We start from the raw sequence: 15403 nt of genomic DNA on the forward strand, positions 1-15403 counted from the left end.
GTGTCAACTCGACGAAAAGCGTGTCGAGTTGACACCCCTGCCTGGTTGCAGCAAGTGCTGAGGCACGACTCGTGACGGGACCACCCACCGGAACCTCGCGTTTCAAGCGGTAAAGACGCCTCGGCTTCGCCATCGGGACTGCTCGCCTTCGGCTTCGCCATCGGGACTGCTCGCCTTCGGCTTCGCTTGGGGGCTCGGCTTCGCCGTGCCGTTAGTTGGCTGGGGGTGGGCCTGGGGCCGTTTCGAAGTTCAGGCTGGGGATCTTTGCCTTGAAGGCCTTGATCATGGCGTCCCTGCCGATTGAGTTGAACTCCTTGCCCAGGGTTCGCATGATTGAGTTGCCCGTGGGGCGGTACAGGCCCGTTTTGTAGTAGCGGGCGCCTTCCACTGGGGCGATCACGCCGCCGTCTGGGGATGGTTGGCCCAGGTATGCGCGCCACTTTGCGCCGGTCGGGTCTTTGGTCACGTTGATTTCGATTGGTTCGGTGCCGGTGTAGGCGAGGTACGGGTAGTCGTATTCGTCGGCCAGGCCGCCGATTGAGTGGCCCAGTTCGTGGATTGCGATTTGGCCCGCTTGGGCGTTCGAGCCTGCTGCGGTGGCCACTGAGCCGCCTGCGCCGCCGTATTTGGCGGTGTTGCCTAGGGCGATTACCTGGTCTGCTTGGGGGGCTAGGGAGGCGAATTCCCTGGCCTTTGTTTCGTTCACGCACAGGAGGCGTTCGGTGTTCGGGTCTCGGCCTTGGCACCAGAAGCCCATGTCCAGGGCGGTGTCTTTGAGCAGGCCGTTGGTCGGGTCGTGGTCCACGCCGGACTCGTTGGAGATGACGTTGACTTGCCAGACGTTGAAGTATTGCTTGTAGGAGGCGAAGGGCTCGACCACTGAGAGCTCTGCCCACTTGCTCTGCACGTTGGCGGAGTAGGTGGCCATGTCGTCGGATTTGTAGCCGTCGCCTACGAAGACCAGGTCGAAGGCGTCGGCTGAGTTGCGGTCGCCGAAGATTTTGGTCACCTCGGCTGCCGCTGCGGCGCGGAAGCTGGTTGGTTCCTCGGCTGGGGGCTTTGGCGTGAGGACTTGGGTGATCGAGCCGTCTTCGTTGAAGACCTCGCGCCATTCCATCGCCGGGGCCGCGCCGCTGGCCGGCACCTGCGTGAACAGGGCCAGCGCGGCGACCGTGAGCGCCGGGAGGATCAGCCGGGAACGATGCATGCGCTGACGCTAAGCAACAGTGATGTCACCCACAAGCGGCAATCGTCGGTACTTATGGCCCAAGGCATGTGTCGGGTGAAAGTGGTGCCGGTCGTCGGGTGATCTGGGCAACTACCTACTCTGAGGTGTGTGAACCCCACCGATCTGGCGATCTCCGGGCCGCTGCTGCTGGCCACCGGGGTTGCCTTGCTCGCTGGGTTCATCTCGTTCGCGTCGCCGTGTGTGGTGCCGCTCGTTCCCGGTTACCTGGCGTATCTCGCTGGGCTCGTTGGTGCTGAGGCGCCTCGGGTGGAGGCGAACGAGCCGGCCAAGGCCGGGCGGTGGCGGGTGGCTGGGGCCTCGTTGCTGTTCGTGCTCGGGTTCACGGTTGTGTTCGCGTTGGCCTCCATGGCGATTCTTGGGGCGTCGGACGCGTTGTTCTTGAACGCCGATCTGTTCCAGCGCATCGGTGGCGTGGTCACGATCCTCATGGGACTGGTCTTCATCGGGCTCGTTCCGGCGCTGCAGAAGGACGTGCGGTTCCACGCCAAGCCGCGGGCCGGGTTGCTCGGGGCGCCGTTGCTCGGTGCTGTGTTCGCGCTCGGGTGGACGCCGTGTCTCGGGCCGACGCTGGCCGGGGTGCTGGCTGTGGCGCGGAGCACTGAGGTCGGGTCGTCGACGGTGCGCGGTGCGGTGTTGGTGCTGGCTTACTGCTTGGGGCTCGGGTTGCCGTTCGTGGTGCTCGCGCTCGGTGCGCGGTGGGCGTTGGGCGTCACCAAGTGGCTGCGGACGCATGCGCGGCAGGTGCAGATTTTCGGTGGCGTGCTGTTGATCCTGGTCGGCATCGCGTTGGTGACCGGGCTCTGGGGTGAGTTCGTCGGGTGGCTGCGCTACTCGTTCGTCGACGTCGTGAGGCTGCCGCTCTAGTGATCGCCTTCCTTCGCAACACCTGGCGCGGCCTCACGTCGATGAGGACCGCGCTCACTCTGCTGTTCTTGTTGGCGCTGGCGGCGATGCCCGGTGCGTTGCTGCCGCAGTTGTCGTTGAACGCCGCGAAGGTCGACGAGTACATCGCCCGGCACGGGTGGTGGGGCGATGTGCTGTTGAAGCTCGGCTTCTTCGAGGTGTACGCCACGCCGTGGTTCGCGGCGATCTACCTGCTGCTGTTCGTGTCCCTCGTCGGGTGTCTGCTGCCCCGCACGTGGGAGTACTTCAAGCAGATGCGCGCGAAGCCGGTTTTGACGCCGCGCAACCTCTCGCGGATGCCGCACCACGCGCAGGCCGTGCTCGACGTGACGCCGGAAGTGGCTGTCAGCAAGGCGAAGAAGACTCTGCGCGGCTGGCGGATGGACGCCGGTGAGGACACGGTCAGCGCCGAGCGCGGGTTCCTGCGCGAGACCGGCAACCTGGTCTTCCACTTCGCGTTGCTGGGCCTGCTGGTGTCGTTCGCGCTGGGCAAGATGTTCAGCTACGAGGGCCAGATCATCGTGCAGGCCGACGGCGGGCAGTTCTGCAACGGCGGCATCTTCAACTACGACTCGTTCCGGCCCGGTCTGCAGGTCGACGGCACAGACCTCACGCAGTTCTGCGTCGAGATCGGCAAGTTCTCCGCCGAGTACCTCGAGAACGGCCAGCCCGTCGGTTACCGCGCGGACATCCGCTACCAGTCGGGCGAGGATCTCGCGTCGAACACCTGGAAGCCGTTCAACCTCCAGGTCAACCACCCGCTGCGCACTGGCGGCGACCGTCTTTACCTGCTGGGCCACGGGTACACGCCGACGTTCACGGTGACGTTCCCCAACGGCGAGAAGCGCACGCAGGGCATTCAGTGGCTGCCGTCCGACCAGCTCACGCTGGCCTCGGAGGGCGCGACGAAGTTCGACCCGCCGGGCATCACGGACTCCGAGCAGCGGCGCAAGAACCAGATCGCCGTGACCGGGCTGCTGGCGCCGACGCCGTTGCTGCACGGGAACATCCTGAACTCGAAGTTCCCCGCCCTGAACAACCCGATGGTCGCCGTCGACGTGTACCGCGGCGACCTCGGCGTGGACAACGGCCGCGGTCAGTCGATCTTCTCGATCGACCAGAAGATGGTCGACCAGGGCCGGTTGCAGAAGGTCGCGCGCAAGAACCTCGCGCTGGGCGAGGAGATCGCGCTCGACGACGGCACCAAGGTGCGGTTCGACTCCGTGAACGACTGGGTGTCGTTGCAGGTCTCGCACGACCCGACGCAGGAGTACGTGCTGTTGTTCGCCATCCTGATCATCCTCGGCCTCGGGGTGTCGCTCACCGTCAAACGCCGCAGGGTGTGGGTGCGTGCGACGCCTCAGGAGGACGGGCGTACTTTGGTCGAGGTCGGCGGGCTTGCCCGCACTGACCAGGCAGGATACGGCGAGGAGTTCACGCGGCTGGCCCGCGCGGTGCTGACCGAAGACGCTAGTGGGGAGAAGTCCTGATGCCGGTCAACGAGACCCTCGCGACCTACAGCGACTGGCTGTACCGCAGCGCGCTGGGCGTCTACCTCTTCGCGATCCTGCTCTACGCGGTCGAGCAGGCGTTCGCCCGCGCCCCGCGCAAGGCTGAGGAGCTGGTCGGGGCCGGTGCGCCGACGCCGGGCATCCTCACCGACGAGCCGAAGAGCGCGCTGACCAGGTCCGAGCGCATCGGCCGCATGGGTGCCGCGATGACGGTCCTCGGCGCGGTGCTGCACCTGGGTTCGCTGGTCATGCGTGGTTTGTCCGCCGGGCGCGCGCCCTGGGGCAACATGTACGAGTACATGTCGCTGCTGTGCCTCGCCGCGGTCGTGACGTGGATCGTGCTGATGGCGAAGTTCCCGATCCGCCGCCTGGGCGTGTTCGTGCTGCCGCCGATTTTGATCCTGCTGTTCCTCGGTGGCACCGTTCTCTACGCCGAGTCCGCGCCCGTCCAGCCGGCGCTGCGGTCGTACTGGCTGGTCATCCACGTCTCGGTGATCTCGATCTCGTCCGGCGTGCTGCTGATCCCCGGCGTGACGTCGATCCTCTACCTGCTCAAGGACAGCAAGGCCGACCGCTTCCCCAAGCTGCCGTCCGCCGACGTGCTCGACCGGATGTCGTACCGGACCACCGTGCTGGCGTTCCCGCTGTTCACCGCGGGCATCATCTGCGGCGCGATCTGGGCGGAAGCCGCGTGGGGCCGGTTCTGGGGCTGGGACCCCAAGGAGACGGTGGCGTTCGTCTCGTGGGTGGTCTACGCGGCGTATCTGCACGCGCGTGCGACGGCCGGTTGGCGTGGTCGTGGGGCCGCTTGGATCAACGTCGCAGGCTTCGCTCTCAACGTGTTCAACCTGTTCTTCATCAACTTGGTTACTAGCGGGTTGCATTCGTACGCAGGTCTCTAACGAGTTAAGCCCCCAGGTCGATGGAACCGTTGCCGGTTGCGTACCGTCGCAACCTGGGGGTCGGGGAAGTCCTGGTCCCTCTTGCTCAGGAGGGCCACAGCAGTGACATGGCAACCACCGGGTGAGGAACAGGGCTCCGGCCCGCAGTACGTCGACCCGCAGGCGGCGGCCTACCTCGACCCGCAGCAGTCCGGTCCGCAGCACGTCAGCGGCGGCCAATCAGGCCCTTACCCCGTGGGTGGCAACCAGTCGGGGCCCTATCAGGTGCCCGGCAACGCTTCCGGCCCGTACCAGGTGCCGGGCAACGCCTCCGGTCCCTACCAGGTGCCCGGCAACGCCTCGGGCCCTTACTCCGTGTCCGGTGGGCAGTCCGGTTCGTACCAGGTGGGCGGCGGCCAATCGGGTTCTTATCCGGTCACCGGTGGTCAGTCCGGGCCGTACAACGTGGGTGGCGGCCAGTCCGGTCCCCACAACACGGCCCAGAACACGGCCCAGTACGGCCAGTTCGCCGGCGCGCAGTACCCGAACAACTTCCCGCAGCAGGAGTACCGCTCGCAGGCAGAGCAGGTGTCGTCGCAGCAGCTGATCAAGAAGGAGAAGCGGCCGCCGACGTCGGGCTGGCGCAAGTCGCTGCACTCGCTCACCGGTGGCGCCGTCAACCTCGGCGAAAGCCCCGCTGACCTGCGTCGGCGTGAGCTGATCGCGCGGATCAACCAGCCGCTGCGCGGGTGCTACAAGATCGCGATGCTGTCGCTCAAGGGCGGCGTCGGCAAGACCACGACGACGACCACGCTGGGCTCGACGTTCTCGTCGCTGCGGGGCGACCGGGTGATCGCGGTCGACGCGAACCCCGACCGCGGCACGCTGGCGTTGAAGATCCCGCGGGAGACCACGGCGACCGTGCGGCACCTGCTGCGCGACGCCACGCGGATCACGAAGTACAGCGACGTGCGCGCGTACACCTCGCAGTCGCCGGCGCGCCTCGAGGTGCTGGCGTCCGAGCAGGACCCGGCGGTGTCGGAGGCCTTCAGCGAGGAGGACTACCGGCGCACGGTGGCGTTGCTGGAGCACTTCTACAACATCGTGCTCACGGACTGCGGCACCGGTCTCATGCACTCCGCGATGAAGGGCGTGCTGGACGAGGCCGACCAGCTGGTGCTGGTGTCGTCCGGTTCGGTCGACGGCGCGCAGACGTCGGCGGCGACCCTGGACTGGCTCGAGGCGCACGGGTACCGCGACCTGGTCGCGAAATCCGTCTGCGTGATCAACTCGGTCCGCCCGAAGTCGGGCAAGGTCGACCTCGACAAGCTCTCCGCGCACTTCCAGCAGAGGTGCCGTGCGGTGGTCCGTCTGCCGTTCGACGAGCACCTCGAAGAAGGCGCCGAGATCGCGCTGGACCAGCTCGCGCCGGAGACCCGGCTCGCGTTGCTGGAACTCGCCGCCGTGGTGGCGGACGACTTCCCGCACTCCTAGAACCGGTCAGGTACCGCAGTCAGACCCGCGAAAGGGGCCCCGGGGTCGGGGCCCCTTTTCCGTTCACTCGTCGCGCTTGCGCTGCTCGTCGAGCTTGCGCAGGAACTCTGGGTCGTCGTCGGGTGCGATCACCTTGCGGCCCGGCGAGTACTCCGAGTGCTGCGGGGCGAACGCTCGCCACACGAGCACGGCCACGGTGAGCGCACCGATCACTGCCAGCAGGTAGATCATCTGGTCGCCACCTCCCTTTGCCACGAGATTACCCGCGGCACAGGGATTACTACGGTTTCAGTGCCGTACGGGTTCAGTCGCCTCGGTGGTCAGCTCCGAAAGCAGAGCCTTCACCTCCGTCTCACGGAACCTGCGGTGTCCTCCAGGCGTGCGGATCGAACCGATGCGACCTGCGGTGGCCCATCGGGTCACGGTCTTCGGGTCGACCCGGAACAGATTGGCGACTTCCCCAGGCGTCAACAGGCGCTCGGTGGCTGCAGTCACTCGTCCTCCTCAGATCAGACGTTCCGGTCTGATCGTGGCATCTGACCCATCAGGTACTCGAACGCTTGTTTTTTGGTAAAGAGGTAGTAAGGGACGACCGGGCCAAACCGGACATGTGACCGGGACTACGTGAGTGCACACGTGGGGCATAGGGTGTCGCGGGTGGATGCTCTTGATCGACAGATCATCGCCGCACTGCGTGCCAACGGACGGGCCACGTACGCCGATCTCGGCAGGAAGGTCGGCCTGTCCGCCTCCGCCGTGCACGAGCGGGTCGGGAAGCTCGAGTCCAGCGGCGTCATCGTCGGGTATCACGCGGTCGTCGACCCCAGCTCGGTCGGCCTCGGCGTCACCGCGCTGATCGGCATCCACCCCACCGACATCGCGGACGACAACGAGGTCGCGGTCGCGCTGGCCGAGCTCATCGAGGTCGAGTCCTGCTACCGGGTGGCGGGCGACGAGTCGTTCATCGTGAAGGTGCGGGTGGCGACGGTCGACGACCTGGAGCGCGCGCTCGGGCGGTTGCGGCGCATCCCCGGTGTTGCTCGTACGCGCACGACTGTGGTGCTGTCCACGCGGTTCGAGGGGCGGCCGAACACCGGCGACGAGGACGACGACGTAACCTGAACGGGTGCTCGCTCGCGATGTGACGCTTTACGTTCTCGCCCGCCTCGCTTTCGTCGCGGCTGTGACGGGCGTGCTCATGCTGGTCAAGGTTCCTTTGCTCCCTGCGTTGGCCGTCGGTGTCGTCGTGGCGCTGCCCGCGTCGTTGTTCCTGTTCAAGGGTCTGCGGCAGCGTGTGGCGGTCGGGTTGAACGAGCGCCAGGCCGTGCGTCAGTCCGAACGGGACAAGCTACGCGCCGAGCTCCGTGGTGACGAAGGTCCTCTCACCCAGGCGTAGGACGTTTTCGCCGTTATCGTGCGGCTGTGAGTACATCCGTTGACCGGTGTTGCAGCAGGACCAGGCACTGGGTGCGCGAGGCCGTGGGGATCATCGAGGCGGACGCGAACCGCAGCGCGGACACCCACCTGCTGCGTTATCCGCTGCCGCTCGACTGGGGCATCGACCTCTACCTCAAAGACGAGTCGACGCACCCCACCGGTTCGTTGAAGCACCGGCTGGCGCGGTCGCTGTTCCTCTACGCGATCTGCAACGGCTGGATCACCGGTGGCACCCCCGTCATCGAGGCTTCCTCCGGTTCCACGGCGGTGTCCGAGGCGTACTTCGCCCGGCTGCTGGGGCTGCCGTTCATCGCGGTGATGCCCCGCTCGACCTCGGCCGAGAAGGTCACGTTGATCGAGCGGCAGGGCGGCAGGTGCCATTTCATCGACGACCCGTCGACCATCTACGACGAGTCGCGGCGGCTGGCCTCCGAGCTCGGCGGCCACTTCATGGACCAGTTCACGCACGCCGAGCGCGCGACGGACTGGCGCGGCAACAACAACATCGCCGAGTCGATCTTCGACCAGATGAAGCTGGAGCCGTCGCCGGAGCCCGAGTGGATCGTCGTGGGCGCCGGCACGGGCGGCACGTCGGCGACGATCGGCCGGTACATCCACTACCAGAAGCTGAACACGCGCCTGGCCGTCGTCGACCCGGAGCACTCGGTGTTCTTCGAGGCGTGGCGGGACGGCAACCCGGATCTCGTGGCCACCCGCGGCTCCGGCATCGAGGGGATCGGGCGGCCGCGGGTGGAGCCGTCGTTCATCGGCCAGGTCATCGACCGCATGATCAAGGTGCCGGACGCGGCGTCCGTGGCGACCATCCGGTACGTCGAGGACCTGCTGGGTCGGCGGGTCGGCGGGTCGACCGGGACGAATCTCTGGGGAGCGTTCGAGATCGTTGCCCAGATGAGGCAATCTCGCACGCGCGGGAGCGTGGTGACTCTGCTGTGTGACGGCGGCGAGCGTTACGCAAACACCTACTACGACGACTCATGGGTATCCGCACAGGACATGGACCTCAACCCGTGCCTTGAACGGCTGAACAACTTCCACCGCACGGGGAACTGGTGACGAGAGTTGTGCGTCACAGCGTGACCTGAGCACCTGAGTCCGCAGGGGGGACGCTGTGTCGTCGATGTTCACCGACTCGGCCGAGCTGCGCGCGTACGCCGAGTACCTGCGCACCGAGGCGCAAGAGTTCGAGACGATCCGCAAGTACGTCCACGCCACGGCGTGCGACAAGGCGGGCTTCACCGGCCTGCTCACGTTGCTGCAGCCGGGCGTGGACATCGTGCGAGCTCTGTTCGACGAGACGCTCGACTTCGGCAAGGCCAAGCTGGAGGGCTCCGCGTCCGCGGTGGAGGCGACGGCCGACTCCTACGAGGCCGTCGAGCGTGCCCAGATGGCGATCTTCAACAGGATCCTCAAGTGACCGCGACGGGGTACCACGACCCGCGTCCCGTCGCGGCGTCGCTGAAGCAGCCGGACGTCGACACGGCGTCGCTGAACGAGATCCTGCAGGACCAGGGCTGGGGCGTTCAGGCCGTCAACTGGGTGTTCGAGGCCGTGACCGGCGAGTCGCTGGTCTCCACGATCATCACGCCGATCACCGGTGACTGGTCGAAGATCCGTGCCGACGGCGACGCGTGGCGCATGGTCGGCAACGCGATGAACGACGTCTCGTACAACCTGACTGACGCCGTGGGCAAAGTGCGCGAGCACTGGGACGGTGACGCCGCCCGTGCCCACGAGAAGTACGTCGCCCTCGGCTGGAAGGCCGCGCTGTTCGCGGAGATGGGCGTCGCCCAGCTGATCGCGAAGGGCTTCGACACCGTCGCGTCCGGCGCGGAGGCTCTCGGCAAGCAGGCCGCGCGGTTGCTGGACTACCTGGTCAACAAGCTGCTCGAGGCCGCGGCCACCGTCTGGATCCCGCTGGCCGGCTGGATCAAGGCAGCCGAGATGGTCTGGAACGCGTACCAGATCTACCGCCGCGTCATGGAGATCATCGACACGGTCAAGAAGCTCATCGCCGACGTCAAATCCCTGTTCGACGCCGTCGGCCGCGTCTTCTCCGCCATCGGCAAGCTGAAGGACGCCGACTCGCTCGCCGAGGCCATGAACGCCACCCAGGAGGTGGCGGAGGCCGGCCGCGACGTCCGCAACGCCGTCAACGACATCCGCGACGACATGACGTCCATCAAGGACTCGGCCACCGAGATCGCCGACCGCGGCCACGACATCGGCTCGAAGGTCCGCGAGGTCACCGCACCCCCAGGCGCGGACTCCTCCGACGGCACCAAACCGGCGGCCGTCTCCGCCGTCGCTCCCGGCGGCGCCCCGGTAGCCCCGACTCCCACCGTGCACGGCGGCCCCGACGCCCCCGCGACCCACACCGCCGCAGCCGCCGGCTCAACCGTCTCCGCGCCTCCTTCGATGGGCTCAGGTTCCGGCTCCGGCGCGGGCTCCAGCTCCATTCCTTCCGGCGCGGGCTCGGGCTCGGGCGGCGTGCCGGCCGCCCCACACGGCTCCTCCGGCGTGCCGTCCGGCGGCCACGGCCCCGCCGCGGCTCCACCGCGCCTCGACACCACCCACGCCGCCGCCGCAGCCCCCGCGGCCGCCCCACCGTCGTCGCACCAGACCCCGATGGGCGGCGCGATGCCGATGGGCGCCCCCATGGCCCCCGGCGGCGGTGGCGGCGACCAGACGCGCAGCTCCGGCTCACGCCCAGGAGCGGGAGGCGTCCCGTCCTTCCCGTCCGCCGGCGCTCCCTCCGGCCAGCCCAAGCCTCCGACCAGCGGCCTCCCCACCCCGCCCAGCTCAGGCCTCCCCACCCCGCCCAGTCACGGGACTTCGGCTCCCGGCGGTCCCGGCACCGGCGGCCCCCGCCCAGGCGGCTCAGGCCTGCCCACGCCTCCGTCCAGCCCCGGCACGCACACTCCAGGCACCGGTGGCGCGCACTCGACACCTCACACGCCGGGCTCTGCCGGCACGCCGCACACGCCGGGTTCCGGCGGCACGCACCCGACGCCAGGCTCTGCCGGCACGCCGGGTTCCGGTGGCACGCACCCGACGCCGGGCTCTGCCGGTACACCGCACACCCCCGGCAGCGGCCTGCCCACGCCTCCGAACTCCGGTGGACACCCGTCCGGCAGCGGCCTGCCGACCCCACCGAACTCCGGCGATCACACGCCCGGAACCGGCGGCACCCACCCGACGCCGGGTGGTTCCGGCTCCGGCCTGCCCACACCTCCGGGACACCCGACCGCCAGCACCGACACGGCAACGGCCCCAGCCCCCGCCGGCTCCGGCGGCGGCCTCCCGTCGCCTCCCGGACATCCCAGCCCGAGCGCTGGCGGCGGCCTGCCTTCCCCTCCCGGACACGCGAGCCCCAGCACGGATCACCCGTCACCGGCCAGCCCAAGCGGCACGCCCACGGCCCCGTCCGGCACCACGCCGCACGACCCGTCAGGCACCCGTCCCCACGACACGACGCCCCACGACGGCGGCACCCGTCCGCACGACGGAACGCCGGGTGACGGCGGGACGCGCCCGCACGACACCACGCCCACCGGGGCGACCGACACCAAGCCACACGACGCGCCAGACGGCACCAAGCCCCACGACGCGGATGGTCAGCCTCACGACACCGGCAAACCGCACGATGTCGATGGCAAGCCGCACGATGGCGACGCGAAGCCGCACGACACCGACACCAAGCCGCACGACGGCGATGCGAAGCCGCACGACGGTGACGCCAAGCCCGACGACGGCAAGCCCCAAGACACGGACACCAGCGGTGCCGAAGTCGTCCAGCCGCACGACCCCCAGCCCGACCACGACGCCACCCCTGCCGACCGCGACCCCAACCACGACGCCGACTCCAAGCCCCATGCCGACGACGCGCCCACCGGCCACGACGGCCAGGAGAACGCCCCGAGCAGCCCGCCCACCGGGCCGGACCTCAAGGGGCACTTCGACGCCGCCGCCATGGCCGCGCAGGGGCAGGGGTACCAGCACCAGCTCGAGCAGATGTTGCCTAACCAGGCCGACCGGGACCGGTACGTTGAGCTGAGCCAGAAGCTGACCACCGAGCTCAGCCCGCAAGAGGCCCAGCACGTGGCCGACGTCCGTAACCAGATCAAGGTCGACACCGGCGACATCGTCACCAAGGCGCTCAACCCGAGCGCGCTCAGCACCTACCTGCCGGACCAGCCGCACGCCCCCGGCACCAAGCAGGAGACCTGGCAGAACCAGATGGGCGGCTCGATCGCCAGGGGCCAGGACGTCGTGCCGATCAACACGCCGGCGGGTCTGCGCGACGGGCTGGCGCTCGACGACAAGGGCAAAGGCTGGACGCCCATCCCCGAGGGCGCCCAGACCGCGATGCAGCTGCGGTACGAGGTCACCGACCAGAACGCCGGGGCGCACAACGTGCCGTTCGGCGGGCCGAAGAAGGACGTGCCGGACTACAACACGTTCGGGCCACGGCAGGAGAGCGAGTACCAGTCGCCGCAGGAGCAGGCGCACTACGAGGCGTCGCAGCAGCAGATGGCGGCGGCCGGTGGGGCTGCTAAGCCGTATGACGGTTACGACCCGTTCACCGGTACTGGCAGCACGATGGGCGGGTTGCCGGAGTGGCGCGTCGATGGCGGCACGCCGTTGCCGGATCGTGCCGAGATCTGGCAGGTGAACGCGGACGGAACTGAGAAACTGCACGCTGTGTACGACCGCAAGTTCGGCTGGACGAAGCTCTGATGACCCAGTACTCGCAGGAGATGGCCGAGTACCGCGGCGAGGTGTTCTTCGCGGGCGCTGAAGGCGTGGACCAGGTCTGGCTCCGCAAGGTGCCCGGCACGGTCTACGCCAACGCCGAGGGCTTCGAGAAGTACGGCAACCGCGAGCTCAAGACGGTGAACGTCACCGAGCTCGACGCCTGGTACTTCGAGAAGATGACGGCCACCTGGCGCGGGCAGCCGTTCAACGTCATCGCCGTCGACGGCGGCAAGGCGGAGGCGGGGTACGCGGGCGGCGAGTACGTCTGGGCTGCGCAGAACGGGCTCGACGGCGACCAGTACAACGGTTACCGGGCCACGCTCGACGTCAGTGAGCTCGACAACGTGCAGGTCGACCGCACCGACTACTTGGCGCGGTGGAAGGAGAACCGGGGATGAGCACGCCACAGGCCGTGCGCAAGGCGGCCGGCATCGGGCCCGAGACGATCCTGCAGAAGATCGTGCACCCCGCGATCGCGCAGCTCTACCTGGGCAACGTCGTCGTGCCGGGCAAGTTCGAGCCGCATCGCGTCGCGGGGTTCGTGACGCGTGGGCAGGACTTCCCGCAGGGCACCTCGGACCAGTTCGCGGAGGCGTTCGGCGTCGACAAGGTGGCGGACTGGCCGCGCGGCACGCAGTACCTGCTGCGGTTCCTGGCCCACACCACGGAGCTCTTCGACACCAGCTTCGGCGGGCCGACGCTCGAGGGCGCGCAGAAGATGGGCACGACCCGCGTCTACCCGGTGCCGTTCACGGGCACCGGCTACACGCCGAGCGCGAACCCCGTCCCCGAGTACGTCATGGATCTCGCCGAACTCCCCGCGGGCACCGAACTCTGGCGGTTCGAACCGAACGGCCACGGACGCAGCGTCGGCAAGTACCTCAACCGCCAGGTCGGCTGGGTTCCCACCGGCGATGTCGGCTTCGGGCCCGGAAGGTATTGGCAGGCACCGGTTCCGCTGCGGCCGACTGTCCGGCGTGGACTGATCGGCCGGTACCGCGGCCAGGACTTCGACATCGACTTCGGTCCCACGCCCGGCTCCGTGCTGCTGCATCCGCTCGCCGGTCAGCCCGCACCGCCGGACTTCACCGACGAGAACGGCGTCCAGTTCCTCGAGGTGCCGGACGCGGTCGTCGAAGACCTCAAGCTGGTCCGCACGGTCTGCACGTACCGGGGCGCGGAGTTCGAGATCATCGGCGTCCTGGGCGACCAGGCGGTGCTGCACTTCCTCGGTGAGAACTACGAAACGGCCCAGCAACTCGGTCTGTCCGAAGTAGACTTCCGGCAGTGGCGCACCCTCGCCCAGCGCAACGAGGTGAGTGACATTCGCGGCGACGCCAGGCCGATTCAGCGCGGGCTCTTCGCGAGGGAGAACTGATGACCACCCCCACCGCGGGCCCGAACGACAGCTGGAAGCCGGCTGAGCTGCGGGCGGCAGAGGCGCAGGTCGACGCGCGCTTCAAGGAGGCGCAGGACCTCGCGAACCGCCTCAAGGACACGCCGCTGCCGCCGATCCCGCCCGTCGACTTCAAGGCGATCGCCCAGCAGGTCGAACGGGCGGCGCAGGAGCGGGACGCGCCGGAGCAGCTCAAGGCCCTGAAGCGCAAGGTGGACGCGGGCGAGTTCTCCTGGGAGGACGTCGTCTCCGGCAAGGCCGCCCAGGATCCCGACGTGCAGGCCATGCAGCAGGAGAACGTCAAGAAGATGAAGCAGGCGTTCCAGATGCTGCAGGAGGGCATGACCGCCGACGAGATCATGAACGCCCAGGATCCGCGCAGGAACCGGGGTGACGACGGCGACGAGAACGCCCCCGACATCTTCACGGAGGACAAGTGGTGATGACGGCCTGGCGAACACCGGACATCCTCGCGGCGGAGGACTTCCTGACGGGTGCCGTCGCGGAGGCGGACCGCGCGATGCGGGCCGCTCAGCAGAACATCAAGGGCAAGGAACCGTCCACTGAGGACGTTCGCAGGGTGATGCAGTTCGCCAAGTCGAGCGACGCCTCACCCGCGATGCGTCAGCTGGCCGACCGCATCGCCCGCGGCGCCGGGCTGAGCTGGCGCCAGGTGCTCACCGGCGAGGCGAGCCACGATCCCCTGGTGCGCCAGGCACTCGAAGCCGACCGCGCGAAGCTCGACGAGCTGATCAAGGGCGAGACGGCCCCACCGCCGGCTCCTCGCAAGCCCGCGCGTCAGGACGACGACGAGCCCACCCAGTTCACCGAAGACGCCTGGTAGAGCTAGTCCAGGAACAACCCGGCGCTGACGAGTACCGCCCACGCCAGCATCGCGATCCCGGTGAACTGCAGCACGGGGATCAGGTCACGGCCTCCGCGCCCGGCGGCCACCCGGCGCACGGCGGGCAGCAACACCGGCGCCGCGAGGAATCCGAGCAACGCGTAAGGCACCCGCACGGTCATCCCCAGCGCGATCAGGAACGGCACCGCCACCAGCGCCAGGTACAGCCTGCGGGTGTCCTTGTCGCCCAGCACCACGGCCAGGGTCCGCTTGCCCGACACGGCGTCCGTCGGGATGTCCCGCAGGTTGTTCGCCACCAGCACTGCGGCCGAGATCGACCCCATCGCGATGGACGACCCGATGCCGATGCCGGTGATCTCGCCGGACTGCACGTACAGCGTGCCCAGCACCGCGGCCGGCCCGAAGAAGAGGAACACCGCGATCTCGCCCAGGCCCGCGTAGCCGTACGGACGCTTGCCGCCGGTGTAGAACCACGCCCCTGCAATGCACACGGCGCCCAACGCGAGCATCCACCAGTAGCCGGACAACACCACCAGCGCGATTCCCGCCAGCGCGCCGACCCCGAGCGAGATGAACGCGGCCAGCCGGACCTTCGAGGGCTCCGCGGCACCCGAACCGGTCAGGCGGAACGGTCCCACCCGGTTGTCGTCGGTGCCGCGGATGCCGTCGGAGTAGTCGTTGGCGTAGTTCACGCCGATCTGCAGCGCCACCGACACGACCAGAGCGAGCACCGTGTAGAGCACGTTGAACTCGTCGATGTGGTGCGCCGCCGCCGCGCCGACGATCACTGGTGCGATCGAGTTCGGCAGCGTACGAGGGCGGGTCCCCTGGATCCACTGGACGACTGAGGCCATGCCTCCATCCTCCGCTATGGCCACTGAGGACCCGCCA

General features: G+C 68.4%; 17 protein-coding genes. 13 read left to right on the forward strand and 4 right to left on the reverse strand.

Features of this window, described 5'->3' with window-relative positions; translation table 11 throughout:
* Positions 1-211 precede the first annotated feature (211 nt).
* A complete protein-coding gene (locus ACWGE0_RS35860) occupies positions 212-1207 on the reverse strand; it encodes a M64 family metallopeptidase (protein WP_452265338.1) in 996 nt (331 codons plus the stop codon).
* Between the two features lie 129 nt (positions 1208-1336).
* On the opposite strand from ACWGE0_RS35860, the gene ACWGE0_RS35865 reads away from it, so the two are divergent.
* From ACWGE0_RS35865 to ACWGE0_RS35880, 4 genes are all read left to right on the forward strand, one after another.
* Complete coding sequence (locus tag ACWGE0_RS35865; protein ID WP_452265339.1) at positions 1337-2113, forward strand: cytochrome c biogenesis CcdA family protein; 777 nt, start codon at positions 1337-1339, stop codon at positions 2111-2113.
* A 41-nt stretch (positions 2114-2154) separates the two neighbouring features.
* Positions 2155-3642, forward strand: coding sequence for a cytochrome c biogenesis protein ResB (gene resB / locus ACWGE0_RS35870; RefSeq protein WP_452265422.1), 1488 nt, complete (start codon positions 2155-2157; stop codon positions 3640-3642).
* Entirely contained in the window at positions 3642-4565 is a 924-nt protein-coding gene (gene ccsB, locus ACWGE0_RS35875; RefSeq protein ID WP_452265340.1) for a c-type cytochrome biogenesis protein CcsB, read from the forward strand. Before resB ends, ccsB begins: the two co-directional genes overlap by 1 nt.
* 102 nt (positions 4566-4667) lie before the next feature.
* Positions 4668-6038, forward strand: a complete 1371-nt coding sequence (locus tag ACWGE0_RS35880) for an AAA family ATPase (protein ID WP_452265341.1) — start codon at positions 4668-4670, stop codon at positions 6036-6038.
* A 63-nt stretch (positions 6039-6101) separates the two neighbouring features.
* Here the strand turns inward: ACWGE0_RS35880 and ACWGE0_RS35885 are convergent, their stop codons facing one another.
* Positions 6102-6269: a hypothetical protein gene (locus ACWGE0_RS35885; protein WP_452265342.1), complete on the reverse strand. Its 168-nt coding sequence runs from the start codon at positions 6267-6269 to the stop codon at positions 6102-6104.
* A 57-nt stretch (positions 6270-6326) separates the two neighbouring features.
* Positions 6327-6533: a BldC family transcriptional regulator gene (locus tag ACWGE0_RS35890; protein ID WP_030473853.1), complete on the reverse strand. Its 207-nt coding sequence runs from the start codon at positions 6531-6533 to the stop codon at positions 6327-6329.
* Between the two features lie 162 nt (positions 6534-6695).
* On the opposite strand from ACWGE0_RS35890, the gene ACWGE0_RS35895 reads away from it, so the two are divergent.
* From ACWGE0_RS35895 to ACWGE0_RS35935, 9 genes are read left to right on the forward strand one after another with little or no spacing between them, the layout of a single operon-like run.
* Entirely contained in the window at positions 6696-7160 is a 465-nt protein-coding gene (locus ACWGE0_RS35895) for an Lrp/AsnC family transcriptional regulator (RefSeq protein WP_452265343.1), read from the forward strand.
* A gap of 4 nt (positions 7161-7164) precedes the next feature.
* Positions 7165-7434 (forward strand): DUF4229 domain-containing protein, encoded by a 270-nt coding sequence (locus ACWGE0_RS35900; protein ID WP_452265344.1) that lies wholly within the window; start codon positions 7165-7167, stop codon positions 7432-7434.
* A gap of 26 nt (positions 7435-7460) precedes the next feature.
* Entirely contained in the window at positions 7461-8549 is a 1089-nt protein-coding gene (locus ACWGE0_RS35905; RefSeq protein WP_452265345.1) for a PLP-dependent cysteine synthase family protein, read from the forward strand.
* Between the two features lie 55 nt (positions 8550-8604).
* Positions 8605-8910, forward strand: coding sequence for a hypothetical protein (locus ACWGE0_RS35910; protein WP_452265346.1), 306 nt, complete (start codon positions 8605-8607; stop codon positions 8908-8910).
* Positions 8907-12233, forward strand: coding sequence for a hypothetical protein (locus ACWGE0_RS35915; RefSeq protein WP_452265347.1), 3327 nt, complete (start codon positions 8907-8909; stop codon positions 12231-12233). The genes ACWGE0_RS35910 and ACWGE0_RS35915 overlap by 4 nt, the downstream gene beginning before the upstream one ends.
* Entirely contained in the window at positions 12233-12649 is a 417-nt protein-coding gene (locus tag ACWGE0_RS35920) for a hypothetical protein (protein ID WP_452265348.1), read from the forward strand. Before ACWGE0_RS35915 ends, ACWGE0_RS35920 begins: the two co-directional genes overlap by 1 nt.
* Positions 12646-13629, forward strand: a complete 984-nt coding sequence (locus tag ACWGE0_RS35925) for a hypothetical protein (protein ID WP_452265349.1) — start codon at positions 12646-12648, stop codon at positions 13627-13629. Before ACWGE0_RS35920 ends, ACWGE0_RS35925 begins: the two co-directional genes overlap by 4 nt.
* Positions 13629-14090 (forward strand): hypothetical protein, encoded by a 462-nt coding sequence (locus ACWGE0_RS35930; RefSeq protein WP_452265350.1) that lies wholly within the window; start codon positions 13629-13631, stop codon positions 14088-14090. Before ACWGE0_RS35925 ends, ACWGE0_RS35930 begins: the two co-directional genes overlap by 1 nt.
* Complete coding sequence (locus tag ACWGE0_RS35935) at positions 14090-14491, forward strand: hypothetical protein (protein WP_452265351.1); 402 nt, start codon at positions 14090-14092, stop codon at positions 14489-14491. Before ACWGE0_RS35930 ends, ACWGE0_RS35935 begins: the two co-directional genes overlap by 1 nt.
* Positions 14492-14493: 2 nt before the next feature.
* On the opposite strand, the gene ACWGE0_RS35940 is transcribed toward ACWGE0_RS35935, so the two are convergent.
* The gene (locus ACWGE0_RS35940) at positions 14494-15366 is read right to left on the reverse strand and encodes a 1,4-dihydroxy-2-naphthoate polyprenyltransferase (RefSeq protein ID WP_452265352.1); all 873 of its coding nucleotides are present in this window, start codon (positions 15364-15366) and stop codon (positions 14494-14496) included.
* Positions 15367-15403 lie beyond the last annotated feature (37 nt).

Source organism: Lentzea sp. NPDC054927, from assembly GCF_053610285.1.

Coding starts and splice junctions, on each gene's coding strand:
- ACWGE0_RS35885 (WP_452265342.1), bottom strand. CDS start 6,269: ATGATCTACCTGCTGGCAGTGATCGGTGCGCTCACCGTGGCCGTGCTC.
- resB (WP_452265422.1), top strand. CDS start 2,155: ATGAGGACCGCGCTCACTCTGCTGTTCTTGTTGGCGCTGGCGGCGATG.
- ccsB (WP_452265340.1), top strand. CDS start 3,642: ATGCCGGTCAACGAGACCCTCGCGACCTACAGCGACTGGCTGTACCGC.
- ACWGE0_RS35920 (WP_452265348.1), top strand. CDS start 12,233: ATGACCCAGTACTCGCAGGAGATGGCCGAGTACCGCGGCGAGGTGTTC.
- ACWGE0_RS35940 (WP_452265352.1), bottom strand. CDS start 15,366: ATGGCCTCAGTCGTCCAGTGGATCCAGGGGACCCGCCCTCGTACGCTG.
- ACWGE0_RS35930 (WP_452265350.1), top strand. CDS start 13,629: ATGACCACCCCCACCGCGGGCCCGAACGACAGCTGGAAGCCGGCTGAG.
- ACWGE0_RS35935 (WP_452265351.1), top strand. CDS start 14,090: ATGACGGCCTGGCGAACACCGGACATCCTCGCGGCGGAGGACTTCCTG.
- ACWGE0_RS35925 (WP_452265349.1), top strand. CDS start 12,646: ATGAGCACGCCACAGGCCGTGCGCAAGGCGGCCGGCATCGGGCCCGAG.
- ACWGE0_RS35860 (WP_452265338.1), bottom strand. CDS start 1,207: ATGCATCGTTCCCGGCTGATCCTCCCGGCGCTCACGGTCGCCGCGCTG.